Below are 19,714 nucleotides of genomic sequence, written 5' to 3' on the forward strand. Positions count from 1 at the left end.
TCAGCCGATCCTCATTTCCGGACGGAAGAGTTCGCTCGGCAGCTTGATGCCATGCGCTTCGGCATCCTGCAGGAATTTCGGCCGGATGCCGGTGGCTTCGAAGTGGCCCAGCACCGTGCCGTCGTCGTCCCGTCCGGTCATCTTGAAGCGGAAGATTTCCTGCATCGTGATGGTTTCGCCTTCCATGCCGGTAAGCTCGGAAAGGCTTTTGACCTTGCGGCGTCCGTCGGACAGGCGGGCGACCTGAACGACCACGTTGAGCGCCGAAGCGATCTGCGCGCGTGAGGATTTGGACGTGATGTCGATGCCGCTCATGCCGATCATCTGTTCGACACGGCTCAGGGCATCGCGCGGCGTATTGGCGTGAACCGTGGTCATCGATCCGTCGTGGCCGGTGTTCATGGCCTGCAGCATGTCGAAGGCCTCGCCGGCGCGGACTTCGCCCACGATGATGCGGTCGGGCCGCATGCGAAGGGCGTTTTTCACCAGGTCGCGCTGCGTGACCTCGCCCTTGCCCTCGATATTGGGCGGGCGGGTTTCGAGCCGGGCAACGTGCTGCTGTTGCAGCTGGAGTTCGGCCGAATCCTCGATGGTGACGATGCGCTCTCTCTCGTCGATATAGGTCGACATGGCGTTGAGCAGCGTCGTCTTGCCCGAGCCGGTGCCACCGGAGATCAGCACATTGCGGCGCGAGGCGACGATGGCTTCCAGCACTTGCGCCATTTCCTGCGGCAGGGAGCCGAGGCCGATCATCTTCTCGATACTGATCGGCTGCTTGGCGAATTTGCGGATCGACAGCAGCGATCCGTCGATTGCCAGCGGCGCGACGATGGCATTGACGCGCGACCCGTCGGCAAGGCGCGCGTCGACGAAGGGCGAACTTTCGTCCACCCGGCGGCCCACGGCGCTGACGATCTTCTGGATCACGCGCATCAGGTGCTTTTCGTCCTGGAACCTGGTCGGGACCCGTTCGAGCTGGCCACGACGTTCGACGAAGACGGTATTATGGCCGTTGACCAGGATGTCGGTGATTGTCTCATCCTGCAGCAGCGGTTCGAGCGGGCCGAGACCCATCAGCTCGTCCACCACTTCCTGGAGGAGGTTCTCGCGTTCCTGGCGGTTCAGGGGCTGATCGAAATCCGCAATCAGTTCCGGCATGATCGCGGAGATCTGGTTCTTGAGCTGTTCGACCGGGGTCTTGTCCAGCATGCCGAGATTGAGCCGGTCCAGCAGCGCCTTGTGGATCGACACCTTCAGGTCGAGCATGGCCTCGCGCTGGCTATCCTTCTCGCCGAAGAGGATGCGTTCCTGCTCCTCGTCGTCGGGGACGTGCAGGGCTTCGATTTCCGAAGCATGCCCGGCATCCTCGCCGCGTCTGACCTTCCACATGATCTCAGCCCTCCTCGACCAGCGCGAGCATGTGTTGGGCCAGCGAGTCGATATCGGCGGCAAACCTGCTCTTGCGCTGGACATCCCTAGCGAGGACGCCGCGGGCCTGCGCCTGTTCGATCAGCTGTGTGTCAGAATGGACCATGGCGGAAATGCGGTGGCCGAGTGCATCCTCGATGCCCTTGCGGTCGATCTTCTTGAACAGGCCGGACGCCGTGTGATTGAGCGCGATGGCGACATGCGCTTCCGGGTAATCGAAGTTGCGCAGGAGCTGCAGCTTGCGCTTCACCTGGCGCAGCGCCCCGATGGAACCGTTGCCGACCAGCAGCACGGCGTTTGCTCCCAGCAAGGTCGACATCGCCCAGTTGGTGAGCGCGCCGGGCATGTCAAAGAGCACGAGGTCGTATTTGCGGCGCGCCAGCGCCACGACCGAACGGAGGCCGCCGAGGTCGAGTTCCTCGATCGGCATGATGTCGGCCGGGGCGGCGATTACGTCGAAGGTTTCGCTTCCTTCCACCGCCACCGAACGGAACAGCTCGTCGTCGAGTCTTGCTCCGGCCTCGACGAGGTCGATCAGCGATTTGCGCGATTTGCGGTCGAGGTAGGAGGCGGCGTCGCCGCTCTGCAGGTCGAGATCGATGACGCAGGCGCGCAGGCCCGGGCCCATCGCGCGGGCCATCGCATCGGCGAGGTGGGTGGCGATGGTGGTCGCCCCGGTTCCGCCGACGCATTTCTGCACCGCGAAGACCGGCGCCAGTTCGGGCGCGGGCTCGTCGGACGTATCGGCCTGTTCCCGCTCGACCTCGAGGATGGCGGTGAGCAGTTCGTCGGTGGTGAAGGGCATGGGCACTACGTCGCCGATGCCCTTGCGCAGCATCAGGCGCGTGATCGCCAGATCGACCTGCGGCAGGCCCGCGATGATGGCGAGGTTGGGCCGCGCCTCGCGCAGCGCATCCAGCCGCGCCAGCGAGCGGGGGGCGGCGGGATCCACCTCGATCACCGCGATCCGTGCCTTGCTCACCAGTTCGGCGGGAAGCGGCTCGGACGGTTCGATTTCGACCAGCGTCACCGTGTCCGCCAGCGTCTCCAGCCCGTCCAGCTCGCTCGGCCGGGCGAAGACGAAGACCTGTTCCGGCAATCCGGCCATCTTGTTCGTCTCCGCGGCGTTGAATTTTTGGAAATTGCTCATGTCTGGTTCAATTCGATATCGTGCCTTCGCCGTCCTCTGAGGTCAGCGAATAGGCAAATTCGGGTAGGTCCACCGAGCCGATCAGCAGGCCGAACAGCGGCCTGTGTTCCATGTCGATCAGTCTTACGGTGACGATGGGTGCGACGTCGGGACCGTTGGGGTCTCCGGAATATCCGAGGCCCGACCAGTCGTAATCGATCTGGACGTTTTCGGGCTGAATGGTGGCTTTGAAATCCTGCATCCGCGAAACGATGTCGGCGAAGGCCGCCGCGTCGTATCCCCAGTCGCTGCATCCGGCAGAATCGCAGGTGACGGTGGGAAACAGGTTCTGCGGCACGGGCGTGCCCTGCGGCACCTCGCCGCTCGCCGCGAAGCTGTAGTCATAGAGGTCGGCGGGCACGAGATTGGTCGCCACCGCCCAGCGCGCGCCCATCTGGGTGGCCTTTTCGCCCTGGTTGATCGCCCATGCGTAATAGCCAACGTCCATGATGCCGAAGAGGAACAGCAGCATGATCGGCAGCACCAGCGCGAACTCCGCCGCCATGGCGCCGCGAATGTCGCGGAGGAAGGTGCGCGCGCGGATCATATGCCGTTCACCACGGCCTCGGCGCTGGCCTGCACGTCGATCGAGGAATCGAGCAGCCCCAATTGTTCGAACAGCGATGGATAGGCGGTGCGCGCCTCCACCAGCAGGATCGGCGCCCCGCCGGTGGTGCCCTTGAAGATGCCGTCGTTTTCGTAATCCGTATCGCAGCGATAGGTCACGGTGATGTCGTCCAGCGCCATGCCGGGCACGCGCGCCGCGGTGCCGGTGGTGGTGCCGGTACGCGTCACCTGCTTGATCTGGCTTTCCGCCGCGCCGCTGATGCTGCCCCCGCAGGGGAAGTTGATCCACGGCAAACGCCCGCCATAGCGAGCGCCTTCGCGCACCGATTTGATCACCTTGTGCTCGGTATAGAAGTAATGCCCCGCCTCGAAGCCGACGAACATGAAGATCAGCAACAGCGGGATCATCAGCGCCATTTCTGCCGCTGCGGCACCGCGCGTATCGCGAAGGAAGGCGAGGGCGCGCATCATTCGATCAGATAGGGGACGTCCTTGCGGACCTCCTGTCCCTGTTGGGATCCGCCGCCGAGGATGGTTTCGCCGATCACCTCCACATAGACGTCGCTCGCCTCGGTGCGCAGCGAGGAGCCGTTGCCGCGGCGGGCAGAGGGTTCCACCAGGAACACGTCGATGAACTTCAGGATCGCGGCATCGGTGGTGTTCGATCCCACCGCTTCGGCATTGCAGTTGATGATGGCGATGCTCAGCACCCGGCGATCGGGTGTCGAGGCAGGCGGCACGCCCGGTCCGTTGCACAGCGGGCTGCGCTGGGTGCTGTAACCGCCGGTGACATTGACATTGTCCAGCTGGCCGCCGCCCGCTGCGTGCTGTTCGTATTCCCACCGGTATTGCTGGTAACGGGTCGGGGTGGAACGCCCGGCCAGCTCGCTATAGCCATAGCTGGACCAGGTTGTGGGGATGCTGCCAAGGCTGTTCGTCTGGTAATAGGCGGCGCGGTCCCAGTTTCCGTCGCCCATCGTTCCGCCGATGCACGATCCGCTCACGCTGACAGCGTGGCACTTGTCGCGCGGGAAGCCCATCGGATCGAGCGCTGCGGCCTCCGTCGCGGTCAGGTCGTTGACCGGCGATGTCGGGCGATAGGGGTTCGGGCCGACCTGGAAGCCGCCATTGCTGATGGCGCAGCTTCCGCCTTTCTGGAGCAGGTCGATGCGCGCATTGGCGGGCGGCGGGCAGGATGCGTCGTTCGTCCCGCAAACATTGTTGAGACCGTTGGCATAGACGCCGACGCGCGTGTTGAGCGCATCGAGCACGCTGATCTGCTGGCCGGGTTTCACGTCCGCGCCATCTGTGGTCACGCAATCGCCCGGCGGAATTTCCCGGCCCAGCGTGCGGGCCGTGGCAATCGCACCATTGCCTGCATTCGTTTCGAGATAGCCGAACACGCCGGGGCCGTAGAGGCCGCCCTGTTCGTTGGCGATCAGGCGCACACCGTTGCCGACATAGAGCGCGGTGTTGAAATCGGGATCGCTCGCTTCGTTCGGATTGCACATCATCACCGGCGGGACCTTGCAGATGGCAGAGCCGAGTCCGGCAAAGGCCACCCCGGCCAAATCCGCGCCATAGGCGCCAACTATCGGCAACAGCGAATAGTCCAGCCGCCGCCCATCGACCTGCACTTCCACGTAATTCGCATTGGCATCGGTAGTTGCCGCATTGGCCTTGGCCTTGTCCTGGAAGAACCGGATCTGGCCGGTTCCATCGCAAGTGGTTTCGGATGCCACGGTCACGAACTGGCTTTCGGAGGACAGCAGGGCGAGGTTCTGCAGCATCCCCGATGCAGCATCGGCGGCGCGGGCACAGGCCCCGGTCCGGCCGTCCAGCTGGCTGGCTGCGGCCAGCGCGGCCTGGTCGGCGCCGTTCTGCAATTCGCTGTCCAGCCCCATCACGCGGGCGTAATCGAACCCGACCCCGGCAAAGGCGATCAGCGGAATCAGCGCAAGTGCATAGGTGGCCGCAACCGCCCCGCTCTGATCGCCGAAAAACCGCTTAGTACTGACCGCCTTCATGGTGCATGCCTCGTCCTAGTTTGGACCGCTGCCGGATACTGCTCGAGTTGTGCTGATGGTTTCGACCTCTTCGACATTGCCTTCGTTATAGGCGTCGATCGCGCGCACCGCGTTGGTGGCCGAAGTCGGCGGGATCGGCGTGTCGTATTCGGGCGATGGGTCCACCACCTGCGCGGCCATGGTCGCGCGGTTGGCATCGCCCCAGGTCGGATCGCCCTGCGTCAGGTCCAGCCGCCCGTCATTATTGGTGCAGGCCGCAAGGGCCAGAGCCGCGCCCGCGATCGGCAGGATGCGCTTTGCGTCAATATTCATAACCGTCTCCTTCGGCAGTGGCCGTTTCGCCATCCGCGGGAAGTTCGCCGGTAATCGGCTCCAGCGGGCGGGGCTTGTACCCTTCGCCGTCCAGCAACAGCACGTCGGCCTCGCTCGGGTCGTAGATCCGGTCGGTCGGCAGGCGCACCTGTTCGGGCTTGATCGGTGCCACCAGCCGCGGGGTCACGATGATCAGCAATTCTGTTTCGCCCTTCTGGAAGGAGGAGGAACGGAACAGCGATCCGATGATCGGGATCGATCCCAGCAGCGGCACCTGGTTGACCGTGGTCGAAAAATCGCGCTGCAACAGGCCGGCGATGGCAAAGCTTTCCCCGTCGCGCAGTTCCAGCACGGTGCTGGCGCGCCGGGTCTGGAGGCCGGGAATCTGCAATCCGCCGATATTGATCGATGCGGCCTGGTCGATGGAGGATACCTCTGGCTCCACCACCAGGTTTATGACCTTGTCGGAAAGCACTGTGGGCGTGAAGCCCAGGCTGACGCCGAAGGGCTTGAATTCCACCGTCACGGCATTGTTGCCGTCCTGCCCGCCGCCTCCGCCGCTCTGCACCACGGGGATCGGGAATTCGCCGCCCGCAAGGAAGCTGGCGGTTTCACCCGAAAGCGCGATCAGCGTCGGTTCGGCCAGCGTCTTGGACAGGCCCTTTTCCTCCAGCGCATCCAGCGTGGCATCTATCGAAAGTCCGAAGACATCGTTGAAGAGGCCGCGGATAATTCCGAAGGATCCCTGGATCGTGTCGAGGCGCGGGTTGCCGTTGGGCAAATTGCCCGCGCCATTACCGATGGCCCCTTCCACATCGGTGCCATTGCCGAAGAATATGGAAGAACCCAGTTCCTTGCCGATATTGCGCGATACTTCGGCAAAGCGCACTTCCAGCATCACCTGCTGGCTGCCGCCCAGCGTCATCAGGTTCACGATCTTGTCTTCCGGCGCATAGGCGCGGGCAAGCTGCATTGCGCGGGAGGCTGCGCCCGCATCGCTGACCGTTCCGGACAGGACGATGGCACCGTTGGAAACACGGCTCTCCACCGGCTGGCCGGGCATCAGCTGGCCCATCTGTTCGCGCAGGCCCGCCACATCAGGGCCGACGGAAATATCCATCACCGCGATCACGCGGTTGCTGCGGTCGTACAGCGTCAGCGATGTCGTGCCCACGGCCTTGCCCAGCACATAGATCGAATTGCTGGATACGGGCAAGATATCGGCGATTTCCTCGTTCCCGATCATCGCGCGGTCGATCGCCGTATCGGCGGTCAGCACCTGGCTCTTGTTGACGGCGATATCCACCGTACCGGCATGGATGTTCGCGCCGCCCTGTCCGTAAACCTGCGCCGTAGCGGCGCTTGGGGCCAGTGCGGTCCCGGCCAGTGCCAGGGCGATCGCGGCGAGAGGCTTCTTCAGGCGAGCCATCTTAACGCTCCACTTCATAGGATTGGCTTTCCGTGCCGCGGATGATTGCCATCGTTGGTCCGCGCGGGCGGCTCGGTGCACTCGCAGTGCGCGTGGCCTGCGTGCTGCCGCCCAGCATGGCGGGGGTGATATTGATAACCGGCTGCGTATCGCGGCTACCGGCATCGCTGCCGCCGCTGTTGCCACGGCCGTAGATGCGATAGCCCGCCCCGCCGAGGTCGGAGAGCACAACCGTTTCGGTCGCGCCGACTTCCTGGTTTTCGACATTGCGCAGCGCCAAGGTGAAGGTGCCCACTTCGCGGGCCAGCGCCAGCTTCTGCGCGCCGTAAAGATCGGTCTGCAAGGTGGCCGTCTGGCTGACGGCGGGTTCGGTGCTCTTTTCATCCGCCACCTGGTCGGTAGCGAGGACGAGCACGTTTTCGAGTACGACATGCGTCATCTTGTCGTTGGTGCTGGATCCATCGCCGGGAATCTGGCGAGTCAGCATCACGTCGACCACATCGCCCGGTCGCACGAAGCCGGAAACGCCGGCCACCCGGTTCACGGGGATGGAGACGGCGCGCATATCTTCGGGGAGATTGGCGGACAGCGTGGCGCGGCCGCCCGCGCCGCTGACCTTGCTGGCCAGGATCGGTTCGCCCGGGGTGATCGGGCGCAGCGCCACGCGGCCGTTCGCAGCTTCCTGTAAACTGGTGAAGGCGCCCGTCGGAACCGAGCTGGCAGGCCAGTTCACGAGACGAGTGTTCGTGTCGGTGAGCGGATTACCGAAAGCGATTTCCTGCGATGCGACGACGATGCGCGCCATTTGCATTTCTTCAGCTTTGCGCTCTTCGGCTTCCTGTACGCCTGAAAAGTAAGAGTTGGCCAAGAAGACCGCAATCAACCCGATCGCTATAGCTATTCCTAGAACAGCAAGATTTCGGCCTCTCATAAATAGCCCCCCAGCCTATATTGAATAGCAAACTACACTAAAAATCGCCCGCGGTCTTCCAAAAAGACCGCGGGCGAATTCTTCTCAATGCCTCAGCATTGACCGTCAGAGGCTCCATTTTCGATGCAGTCCGAAGCACTGCTCATAGCACCTGTGATAGCCTCGCCGAGGGTGAATGCAGCGAATGCAATACCGGTGCCAACAATGGCAAGGATCAGAGCATATTCGGCAGCCGAAGCGCCGGATTCGTCACGAAGAAAAGTCTTGAACATGATGTATTACCCCAAGTTGTGAATTCACGGCTGGCGCCTGGTTGACGTGTCGCCGCATGGTTCAAAGGTCCCGGCATCTATTTCCGGATAACCCATGTTCGAGAGGGGTAGTGTGGAACCGGCGCGACCCTGTTTTTGTTTACCGGCTCGCGCCGGTTCTTATCACGCTGGCTCCTCTCGAAGCCCATTTAAGTTCCTCCAAATGTAGGCGGGGGTCAACTTTCATGCAACTAAAATCGACTATCTCCGAATTTCAATGGGTTAGCCGGGGCGTATTTTAACAAATGCGGTTAATTCGGGCGGCTTTGCGTGGCGAATCGCGCTGCCTGGTGAATCGCCCATGTTTACCGTCGCGTTCCGGCGTGTTCGCGGATCGATGAAGCACTTGATTCGCACCCTCCGTCGAACACTTCAACCGCCTTCGCGCGTATAATTACCTTCTGAAAAACCGGGAAAGTCTCCAGCACCCCTCCCGATCCGCCCCGCAGAACGCAAGACTGTCCCATTCCAAGACGCAATTGCATTATCTCAGAATATCAATGGGATAATTCGATTTCCCCGCCCCGGGCCAGCCATTTCTCACCCCTCAACCGGTCTCAAGAAAGTAAATTCCATTGCATGAATGGTGCGAGAAGCGTTACTTCAGGTGCAACAGCGACACATCGATCATCCGGGCGATTCGCTCCGGATGCGAATGAACAAGTCGGGGCCGCGAGACAGTACGGAAGACTTCCCTGCGGTGGGGGCAATACTTGCCGGTGGGGATTCCAAAGCCAGATGGCCCGACAATCCGTGAACTGTCCGCAACAGGAGGGGAATTCCTTTCCTGCCCGCACAGGAAGGACGGACGAGATGGACAGCTTCGAAACGCGCAACGAGTTTGCCGACGCCCAGGGTAGCGACAATGCTTCCGAGAGCCAAGCCACTGATATACAGGGCAATTCCGCGCAGGCGATGAACCTGCGCAATGCCGATATCGTACTGCGTCCCGACGCCGATGGCGTCGTAGTCCTGCCGGAAGGTGCCAGCCTCGACAACATGACCGCGCAGGGCCGCGACCTCGTGATCGTGCTGGAAGACGGCACACGCATCGTCATCCCCGAAGGCGCGATCATCGTCCCGCAGATCGTGATCGACGGCGTCACCGTACCCGCCGCCAACCTCGCCGCGCTGTTGACCGGCAACGAGCCGCAACCCGCCGCCGGCGACCCGCAGAGCTCGGGCGGCAATTTCGAAGTCGATCCCGGCAACATCCAGGCCGCCTACGCTCTGGGTGACCTGCTGCCCTACACACAGCTCCAGTTCCCGCAGCCCGAAGAGCGCGAGATCATCCCCGCGCTGGCCGAGCGCGATCCGGACATCGTGATCGAAACTCCCGACAATCCGGTGGGCGTGGTCAACGCCATTGCCACCGTCGATGAAGACGGTCTGCCCGCCCGCACGGTGGACGGCGCCCCCGAACCCGAAGGCACGCGCAGCGAAACCAATTCCGAAACCGCCAGCGGCACCATCGTCTTCAACGCGCCCGACGGCGTGGGATCGGTCCTGATCAACGGCGTGGCGATCACCTCGGTCGGCCAGACCTTCCAAGGCGAAACGGGCACGCTGACCATCACCAGCATCGATTTTGCCAATGGCCGCATCGGCTTCAGCTTCACGCTCGAAGACAATATGGTCGGGGGCGAGATTGACGGTTCGTTCATGATGAGTGTGATCGATGCCGATGGCGACCGCGCCGATGCGAACCTGCAGATCCGCATCATCGACGATGCGCCGATCGCGGCCGACGATGCGAACAGCGTTGCCGCAGGGACATTCGGGCCGATTGCGGGCAGCGTTCTGGTCAACGACGAATCCGGCGCGGACGGCTATGCCGCCGGCGGAGCGGTTACCGGCTTCGCCAATGACGGCGGCTCGGCCGAACCGGGCGATACGCTGGTCGGCACCTATGGCGAGCTGACGCTCAACGCCGACGGCAGCTATTCCTACACCCGCTATTTCAACACGCCCGGCGGCGTGAGCGAAGAGTTCACCTACACCATCACCGATGCCGACGGCAGCACCAGCACCGCGACGCTGACCATCGATATCGGCGATGCGAACGATGCCATAACCAATGTGCCCGATGGCGAAGACGCAACGGTTGTCGACGAGGACGAGCTGCCACCCACCACCGGCACCCGCGACGACGAACCGGCGGGTTCGGATTTCGACGGCGACGATGAAACGGCATCCGGCACGATCACCTTCACCTCGCCCGATGGCGTAGGCTCGGTGACCATCGGCGGTACCGTGGTCGATCCCGAAAACCTGCCGCAGGTCGTCGTCGCGGACGATACCGGCACGCTGACGGTCATCGACTATACCTATGACCCGGAGACCGGCGAAGGTACGATCACCTACGAATACGAACTGACCGACAATACGGGCGATCCTGAAGGCACGACGGTCGACTTCCCCATCGTGGTGATCGACCTCGACGGCGACGTGGCCGAAGACGACCTGGTGATCACCATCGTCGACGACGTGCCCGAAGCCTTCGACGATACGGGCGCGCAGGGCGAAGAGAACGCCCCGATCACCGTCGATGCGCTCGACAACGATATTACCGGTGCGGACGGCGTGGACCTGGCCACCGGAGTGGCGGTGGTCGACGGTACGCTCAGCGGCGACGGCAGCGTTTCCTACAATGGCGACGGCACCTTCACCTATACCCCGGGAGCGGGCGAGGAAGGCACCGTAACCTTCGATTACACGATCACCGATGGCGACGGCGATACTTCGACCGCTACGGTTACGATCACGCTTCAGCCCGATTCCGCGCCCGAAATCGCGGTCGAGGGGCAGGACACGGTCTTCGAGGAAGCGCTGGATGCGCGGGGAGACGAACCGGCCGGTTCCAACGCGGCGAGCGACGGCGAATTCGCCAGTGGCTCCATCGCCATCGCGACCGGCGGCGACAGCATCGACTCGCTTGTCGTCAACGGTGTCGACGTAACCGACGGCGGCACCGTCACGACCGAACGCGGCGTGCTCACGGTTTCGGTTACCGACGGCGCATACAGCTACAGCTACGAACTGACCGACAATACGCTGGTCGATCCGGATAGCGACAGCTTCACGCTGGTCGTCACCGACAGCGATGGCGATACGGCGCAAACGACCCTGGTGGTCTCCATCGTCGACGACAACCCTTCGGCTGCGGACGATGCGAACGCCATCTCGGCGGGTGAATACGGCCCGGTCGGCGGCAATGTGCTGGCCAATGATGTCGAAGGCGCGGACGGCGCGCTCGTCACTTCCTACACCGGCGCGAACGGCACCGGTTCGGCAGGCGATACCATCCAGGGCGAATACGGCACGCTGACCATCGCGGCCGACGGCAGCTACAGTTACACCCGGAATCCGGGCACCGAAGGCGGTGTCAGCGACAGCTTCACCTACACGATCACCGACGGCGACGGCGATACCGCCACCGCCAATCTCGTGATCGCGATTGCCGACAGCCCGGTCGTGATCGACCTGCCGGTTGCAGGCGGAGATGGCACGCTGGTCGACGAGGCCGGCCTGCCCGCCGGTTCCGACGCGGCAAGCGACAGCGAATTCACGAGCGGCGCCTTCACCTATGACGCGCCCGACGGCCCGGCAACGGTGACCATCGGCGGCCAGACCGTGACCGCGGTCGGCCAGACGATCAATGGCAGCTTCGGCACACTGACGATCACCTCGATCGCGGAAGGTTCGATCGGCTACACCTACGAGCTGACCACCAAGACCGATGGCGACGACACTTTCGACAGCTTCGAAGTAATCGTCACCGACCAGGATGGCGACGTGGCTTCGGGTGATCTCGACATTGCTATCATCGACGACGTTCCGACGGCAGTTGCGGACACCGACAGCGTGACCGAGGACGGCCCGCTGACCGCGGACGGCAATGTCATCACCGATGCCGAAGCTAATGGCGACAATGGCGGCGACACAACCGGTGCCGATGGCGCGAGCGTGAGCGATGTTTCCTTCGGCGGCAGCCCAGGCACAGTCGGCGGAGCGACTGCGGGTTCCTATGGCTCGCTCGTCCTCAATGCCGATGGCAGCTATACCTACACGCTCGATAATACGAACGAGTTCGTCCAGGGCCTCGATTCAACCGAGAGCCTGACCGAGGTCTTCACCTATACGCTTACCGACGGTGACGGCGACACCAGCGTCACCACGCTGACGGTCACGATCAATGGCGATGACGATATCGTTACGATCAACGGCCTCGACCTCGAGACGCCCGAGCTGACGGTCGACGAAGACGATCTGGCGGACGGCTCCTCGCCCGACGCGGCGGCGCTGACGCCCAGTGGCGACTTCACGGTCGACAGCCCCGACGGGCTGGACACGCTGACCGTGGGCGGCGTCCAGGTCTGGGGCGGCGGCGAAAGCTATCCGATCTCGATCCCCGGCGTCTATGGCACGGTGAACGTGACCGGCGTGACTGTCACGACCGACGCCAATGGCGACGTGGTCGCGGCCACCGTCTCCTATGAGTACGAACTGAGCGACAACACGCTGGATCATATGGCGGACGGCGAAGACCAGCTGGTCGACAGCCTCGAAGTCGTTGCCACCGACAGCGACGGGTCCGAAGATACCGCCTTGCTCGACATTGCGGTGATCGACGACGTTCCGACGGCGAATGACGATAGCGCCAATCAGGGTGCAGAGAACGCGCCGATCGTGATCGATGCGCTGGCCAACGACGTGTTCGGCGCAGACGGTGTCCTCACTGCAGATGGCGTCAGCGTCGTCGTAAGTTCGCAGGGCACACAGGGAACCGCGACCTACGATCCGGCTACCGGCCTGTTCACCTATACCCCGGCTCCGGGCGCAGGCAGCAACGGCCAGCTGACCGACAGCTTCACCTACACCATTACCGATCAGGACGGCGACAGCTCGACCGCCACTGTGACAGTCAATCTCCAGCCGGACAGCGAGCCGAGCGGCGGCACGGTTGCCGCGGCAGTGGACGATGACGGCCTGCCCGGCGGCAATCCGGACTCCACCACCGGCGATCTGGACGCCAATGCGGGTGACGATCCTGCCGATACCAGCGAGGCGAGCTTCACCGGCACGTTGACCTTCGACGTCGGCAACGACGGCCCGGCGACCATCACCTTCGATGCCGGCCTCCACGGTTCCAGCGTGATGCTGGGCAGCGAAATGGTCACCTATTCGGTCAGCGGCAACACGCTTACAGCATCGAGCGACCGCGGCGACATTTTCACGGTGGAAATCACCGATGCGGCGACCGGCGATTACACCGTCACCCTGCTGCAGAACGTGTTACACACTGCCGGCAATGACGAAAACGATGCGCTGGCCAGTATCGGCTTCACCGTCACCGACAGCGAAGGCGAAACTGCCGACGCCACGCTCGACATCACCTTCGACGACGATGCACCCACCGCGACCGACAATACCAATTCGGTCATGGAAGGTGCCACGGTCACCGGCAACATCCTGACCGATGACGACGGCTTTGGCGTGGATGCGAACGGTGCCGACGGAACGCTGACCATCCTGGCGGTTTCGGGCACCGGCGGCAGCGACAATGGCGCACCCTTCGTGGTTACGGGGACCTACGGCGAACTGACTGTAAATGCCGATGGCAGCTACAGCTACAAAAGCTTCGCCAACGCCACCAATGCGGATGTCACGGACAGCTTCACCTATCAGATCGTCGATGCCGACGGAGACATCGCCGAAGCGACGCTCGATATCGATATCGCCAATGTTGCAGGCACGGTCGAAGACAATGAGGCGATCGTCTACGAAGCGGGTCTTCCCACGGGCAGCGATGCGCCGAGCGACAGCGAGATCGACGCCGACGGCCAGATCACCGTCACCAATGCGACAGGCACCTTCACCTATGTGCTGACCGATCCGGCGGGCGGCAGCTACGGTACTCTCACCCTCGACAGCGTGACGGGCGAATATACCTATACGCTCAATACGAACGTTGATGGCGACAGCATCATGCCCGACCAGGGCGGCGACAACGGCGCCAATACCGTCACCGGCCAGGAAAGCTTCGGATACGAAGTCTATGACGAGTTCAACAATCTGATCGGCAGCGGGACGATCAACGTCGATATCGTGGACGACGTTCCGACCGCCACCGACCAGACGGTGATTGATGTCGCCGAGGACGCTGCCGATATTTCCGGCAATGTCATGACCGACGGCACGCCCGACACCGAAGGTGCGGATGGAGCCACCGTCACCGCGATCACGGTGGGCGCGCAGACCGTTGCCGTACCGCAGGACGGGTCGGACGCGACGCTGATGACCGCCAACGGCACCTACACGATCGACATGGACGGCAACTGGACCTTCGATCCGAACCCGGGCCTCGACCAGAGCCTCGGGCCGATCGATGCCGACTTCAGCTACACACTGACCGACGGTGACGGCGATACCGACACCGCCACCCAGCCGATCCGCATCCTCGACGGAAATGGTCCGAACGATCCCGAAGCGGTGAGCCTGACTGTCGACGACCAGAATCTTGCCGATGGCAGCACGCCGGCCGGCCCGGACTCGGATTCCGACACGATCAGTTTCGTCCCCGGATCGGATCCGTTCGACAGCATCGTCTTCGGCGATACTTCGGGTCTCGACGGCGGCCTTACCTGGACGCGGGTGGACGATTTCACCATCACCGGTTCGGATGGCGGCCGCCTCGTCGTCACGCTGACGCTCAATGTAGTCGGTGACGATGCCACCGTCACTGCAACGCTCAACGACAATTATCTCGGCCACTCCAGCCAGGGCGACGAACTCGATGCGCTCGGCTCGGTCGATGTGATCGCTACCGATATCGATGGCGACACCGCGACCGGTTCGGTCGCCGTGAATGTCTCGGACGATGTCCCGACGCTTGCCGCGGACTTGCCCACGGCAGACAGCCTGACGGTCGACGACGACGATTTCAGTACCGATGCGACGGCCGATTTTTCGACGCTCTTCGTACCCGACTACAATGCTGACGGCCCGGGCGATGTGAGCGATTATACGCTCGGCTTCTCTGACACAGCGACCGGCCTGATCGACACCCTGACCAATACAGACGTCACGCTCGTCGAGGTGAACGGCACGATCGAAGGCCAGAACGGCAATGGAGACACCGTGTTCGTTATCTCTGTGGATGCGAACGGCACTGTTACCTTCGACCAGCAGCGTGCGGTCGTCCATGGTGACACCGGCGATCACAATGATTCCGAACCGGTCCCCGCCTGGGCTGCGGACCTGATCACACTGACCGCGACGGTAACCGATGGCGATGGCGACACCGCGCAGGCGACTGCCAATATCGGCGGCGCATTCCAGATCCTCGACGATGGGCCCAGCGTGAGCGCATCCCTCAGTGCCGGTGCGATGGTCGTGCTCGACGAGACCGATCTTACTGCAGCTGCAGGCGCGATCGACCTCGGCGCGACCTATACGCAGGGGAACGACGCAGACGTCACCGGTTCGCCGACGCTGGTCGGCGCAAGCTCGGGCGTGAACGTCCTCGATGTGACCGCCGACTTCGGAAACGATCAAGACGTCAACGGCGGCGGATTGAGCTACAGCCTCGTCGTGGGCAATGGCGGCGTCTCCGGCCTCAGCACGACCGATGGCACCGCGATCACACTCGTCGCGGTGAGCGATACGGTTGTCGTCGGTGTTGTGGATGGCACCACCACGGCGGCCTTCGCGGTCTCGATCGACGTCGATACCGGCGAAATCTCCGTCGAACAGTACCTCTCGGTCCAGCATGACGATCCCAGCGATCCCGACGAAGAGCTGACGCCCGAAACGCTGGCGACCGGTTCGCTCAGCGCCGTGGTAACTGCGCAGGATGGCGACGGAGACACCGACCAATCGGCCGCGATCGACATCACCACTGCCATTGCTTTCGAGGATGACGGCCCGACCATCGGCAGCGTATCCGCAAACGGCTCGGTCGACGTCGACGAAACCGATGCGGGCAGCCCCGCCGGCTTCCCGATCGAGGATACCAGCGCCGCCGCGATCATCGCCTATAGTGGCGATTTCGGAGCCGATGGTCCGGCAACGACCGGTTCGGTTTCCTACACGCTCGACATTGTCGGCGATGGGTCGACCGCGCTCGCCACCGCGCAAGGCGATCATGCCATCACACTGGTGCAGGAACCGCTCACGCCGAACGTCATCTCGGGTGTCTATAACGATGGCATAAGCGATCTGACTGCCTTCACCGTGACTATCAATGCGGATGGCACGGTAACGCTGGTCCAGAACGTAGCCCTCGAACACACGGTCGATGGCGACAATTCGGCAGGCGAATACAACGATGTGCTCAACCTTGCTGGGCTGGTCGATGCCACGGTCACCCTGACCGATGGCGATGGCGACAGCGTCTCGCAGAGCGCGGGTGTAGGAGCTGCGATCTCCTTCTTCGATGACGGCCCCGACGCAGTCGACGAGAGCGGAGCGACGGTGGCTGAAGATGCGGTCGGCACGATCGGCGGCAATGTGCTGTCGAACGACACCGAAGGCGCGGACGGGGCGACGGTAACCGCGATCACGGTGGGCGTGGAGACCGTTGCCGTGCCGCAGGACGGTTCGGACGCGACGCTGATGACCGCCAACGGCACCTACACGATCGACATGGATGGCAACTGGACCTTCGATCCTAACCCGGGCCTCGATCATACGGGCGGCGATATCGATGCTTCGTTCAGCTACACGCTGACCGATGGCGACGGCGATTTCGATACCGCCACGCAACCGATCGACATCACCGACGGTGCAGGCCCAATCGCAGGTCCTCCGATCAGCTTGCTGGTCGATGATGAGAACCTGGCCGACGGAACGAACCCGGCCCCTCCGGTAACCGACAGTGACGACATCGTCTTTACTGCCGGATCGGATGCGATCGACACGATTGCCTTCGGCACCGACCTGACAGGGCTCGATGCGAGCCTGACGTGGGTGCGGGTGGACGACGACACGATCACCGGCTCCGATGGCGGCACGCTGGTGGTTACGCTTGATCTGACGCGAACGGGCGACACGGCGACGGTGACGGCGACGTTGTCGAACAATTACGGCAGCCACCCGATCTTCACCGCGGATGACACCTTCTTGCTCGGCTCGGTGGATGTGGTGGCAACCGATATAGATGGCGACACGGCGACATCCTCGGTCTCCGTCTCGGTCTCCGACGATGTGCCGACTCCGGTGGTGGCCTACTCGCTCGACGTAACGAATGGGGGCGGGGCGAGTGCCAGCGCCTATCTCGACACCGACAATGACGTGGACGACAATATGGGGGCCGATGGCGGTGAGGTGATCTTCACCGACGCCACGATCGCGGCGCTCGAGTCCCAGGGCCTGACATCGGGGCTGGCATCGCTCGAATACTCGATCTCGCCGGACGGTACGGTTCTGACCGCGACCAAGTCGAGCGATGACAGCGTCGTCTTCACGATCGAGTTGCAGCCGGTGGGCAGCGACGATCAATATGTCGTGACGATGCACGGGTCGCTGGATTCAACGAGCACCATCGATTTCAACGACGGCGGATACGATTTCGTCGGCGGCAATGGATCGTGGGCCGGCTTTACCCAGCCGGGCGACAATGACAGCCAGGATCTCCTGCTCACGCCGGTTGGCGGGGATACGGTGAACACCAACGCCAATGAAGGTGGCGTTGGTGGCGGCAATTCGGTTGGTTCGGGTGAGGCGATGCGAGTCGACTACGTGATCGACCTCGATGGCAGCCCGGTACCCGGTGGCGACTTCTATGCCGGCGACGATACCCAGACCTTCGATGGACATTACACCATCAACGGCGGTTCGGCCAGGTTCACCTCGATCAACAGCACGACGACCATCAAGGTTTCCGCGTTCGACGATGATGACAGCGGAACCGTGAAAGATGTTGGTGACGGCACTCCCGACGCCATCACCAGCGTTGCGATAAGCTACAATGGTGGCAGCTCGCTCATCACGACCGATGGTGCCTACAATGTAGGCGGCAGTGTCTTCACCGTAACCTTCAACGGGGACGGGACGGTTGATATCGCTGGCGTCCGCGCCGATACGGTGGTCGCGGCATATACCGACGATGGCTATAACAGCGTCGAATGGGCCTATGTCTCCGGAAATACCTTCAAGATCGGTGATTTCGGGGCCACTGCCATCACCAATGATCCGGTCGATTTCTCTGTGCCGATCTCCGTTGTCGACGGTGACGGCGATACAGTAGATTCGGGCGAACTTGCGATCACGGCAGAGCCGACGGCTCCACCCATCGTGCTCGACCTAGATGGCGACGGGGTTGAGTTCCTCGGCATGGATGCGGGGGTCGCATACGACTATGGCGGCGGTCTGGTAACCACGGCCTGGGTCGCGCCGGATGATGGCCTGCTGGTTCATGATGCCAATGGCAATGGAGCGGCTGACAACGGCACCGAAATCGTGTTTGGCGGCAATGGCCTGACCGACCTCGAGGGGCTCGCTGCGAAACATGACACTAACCGGGATGGAGTTCTGGACGCGAAGGATGCGGATTTCGCCTCGTTCGGCGTGTGGCAGGATACCAATTCCAACGGTGTGACGGATGACGGCGAATTCTCCACGCTGACCGAAGCGGGCATCTCGTCGATTGCCCTCGTGTCCGATGGCGATGCCTATACAGTGTTCGACGGCGATGTGCTGGTCCATGGCGAGGGAGAATTTACCTACGCTGACGGCTCCACGGGCATTTTCGCAGACGCGGCCTTTGCCGTGTCGCCGACAGCCAAGACTTCGACCGATCCGCGTACGGCTATGCGGCCGATGGAAATGGCGACAGTCGCGGCTATGGCCTCCGGTTTCTTCATGCCGGAAATGCAGGCGCAATTCGACCAGACCTTCGGCGATCCCGCTTCCGCGCACCGCGATATGGTTGATTTCGAGTTTGCTCCGATTGCGGATATCCGTGCACCGGAACTGCCGGAAGCCGAGGCGTTGAGCTTCGATAGCCTGGGCCCGACGGATCGGGCCGTCTCGAGCGAACCGGCGATGGCAAACATCCTCGAAGGGCAGAGTGCTTTCAAGGCACCGCAGGCCGACCTGGCTGGCAGCTCGCCAGACGAAAGCGTGAACTTCACTCAGAGCATGGATGCCGGACCGCAACTGGCGGGTGGCCCGAGCGTGTTCGAAGGCTTTGCCGGGGGTGACGCGGCAAGCGGGATGGAAGCGCTGCTTATGCTCGAAGCCCCGGCCAAGCTGGCGGAAGCCGGAGAGGCTCTGGGCGAGGCTGTGGCCGACATCGCGGCGGAAGCCGCAGTCGATGCCATCGTCGATCACTTCGCAGCCAACGATGGTCCGGCAGTAGCGGTAGCGCCGCCGGAAGGGCTGCTCGACAGCATGATCGGAAACGATGTGGCGCTCCATGCCATGGGCATGATGCCGCAGGACCAGAACGACGAAGCGGCCGCATTGGCAGCGGCTGCGGCATGATCGCAATGAGAAGTTTGAAACAAGGGGCATTGC

10 protein-coding genes are annotated in these 19,714 nt (G+C 62.8%); 1 reads left to right on the forward strand and 9 read right to left on the reverse strand.

Going from position 1 to position 19,714, the window contains the following annotated elements; all coding sequences use genetic code 11:
* From K3180_RS04000 to K3180_RS04040, 9 genes are all read right to left on the reverse strand, one after another.
* A complete protein-coding gene (locus tag K3180_RS04000) occupies positions 1-1,389 on the reverse strand; it encodes a TadA family conjugal transfer-associated ATPase (protein ID WP_247710277.1) in 1,389 nt (462 codons plus the stop codon).
* Between the two features lie 4 nt (positions 1,390-1,393).
* Positions 1,394-2,578, reverse strand: coding sequence for a CpaE/TadZ family protein (locus K3180_RS04005; protein WP_221538375.1), 1,185 nt, complete (start codon positions 2,576-2,578; stop codon positions 1,394-1,396).
* Positions 2,579-2,585: 7 nt separating this feature from the next.
* Entirely contained in the window at positions 2,586-3,164 is a 579-nt protein-coding gene (locus K3180_RS04010) for a TadE/TadG family type IV pilus assembly protein (RefSeq protein WP_221538376.1), read from the reverse strand.
* The gene (locus K3180_RS04015) at positions 3,161-3,655 is read right to left on the reverse strand and encodes a TadE/TadG family type IV pilus assembly protein (protein WP_221538377.1); all 495 of its coding nucleotides are present in this window, start codon (positions 3,653-3,655) and stop codon (positions 3,161-3,163) included. The genes K3180_RS04010 and K3180_RS04015 overlap by 4 nt, the downstream gene beginning before the upstream one ends.
* Positions 3,652-5,211: a TadE/TadG family type IV pilus assembly protein gene (locus K3180_RS04020; RefSeq protein ID WP_221538378.1), complete on the reverse strand. Its 1,560-nt coding sequence runs from the start codon at positions 5,209-5,211 to the stop codon at positions 3,652-3,654. The genes K3180_RS04015 and K3180_RS04020 overlap by 4 nt, the downstream gene beginning before the upstream one ends.
* A gap of 15 nt (positions 5,212-5,226) precedes the next feature.
* Positions 5,227-5,523 (reverse strand): hypothetical protein, encoded by a 297-nt coding sequence (locus K3180_RS04025; RefSeq protein ID WP_221538379.1) that lies wholly within the window; start codon positions 5,521-5,523, stop codon positions 5,227-5,229.
* Positions 5,513-6,970 (reverse strand): type II and III secretion system protein family protein, encoded by a 1,458-nt coding sequence (locus tag K3180_RS04030; protein ID WP_247710278.1) that lies wholly within the window; start codon positions 6,968-6,970, stop codon positions 5,513-5,515. Before K3180_RS04030 ends, K3180_RS04025 begins: the two co-directional genes overlap by 11 nt.
* Positions 6,954-7,883: a Flp pilus assembly protein CpaB gene (cpaB, locus tag K3180_RS04035; protein ID WP_221538380.1), complete on the reverse strand. Its 930-nt coding sequence runs from the start codon at positions 7,881-7,883 to the stop codon at positions 6,954-6,956. Before cpaB ends, K3180_RS04030 begins: the two co-directional genes overlap by 17 nt.
* Positions 7,884-7,975: 92 nt before the next feature.
* Complete coding sequence (locus K3180_RS04040) at positions 7,976-8,155, reverse strand: Flp family type IVb pilin (protein WP_221538381.1); 180 nt, start codon at positions 8,153-8,155, stop codon at positions 7,976-7,978.
* A gap of 852 nt (positions 8,156-9,007) precedes the next feature.
* Here K3180_RS04040 and K3180_RS04045 point away from each other — a divergent pair.
* Positions 9,008-19,681 carry a beta strand repeat-containing protein gene (locus K3180_RS04045; RefSeq protein ID WP_221538382.1) on the forward strand — a complete coding sequence of 3,558 codons (10,674 nt, stop codon included), beginning with the start codon at positions 9,008-9,010 and terminating at the stop codon, positions 19,679-19,681.
* Positions 19,682-19,714: the final 33 nt, after the last annotated feature.

Source organism: Qipengyuania huizhouensis (genome assembly GCF_019711635.1).
Lineage (GTDB): Bacteria > Pseudomonadota > Alphaproteobacteria > Sphingomonadales > Sphingomonadaceae > Qipengyuania > Qipengyuania huizhouensis.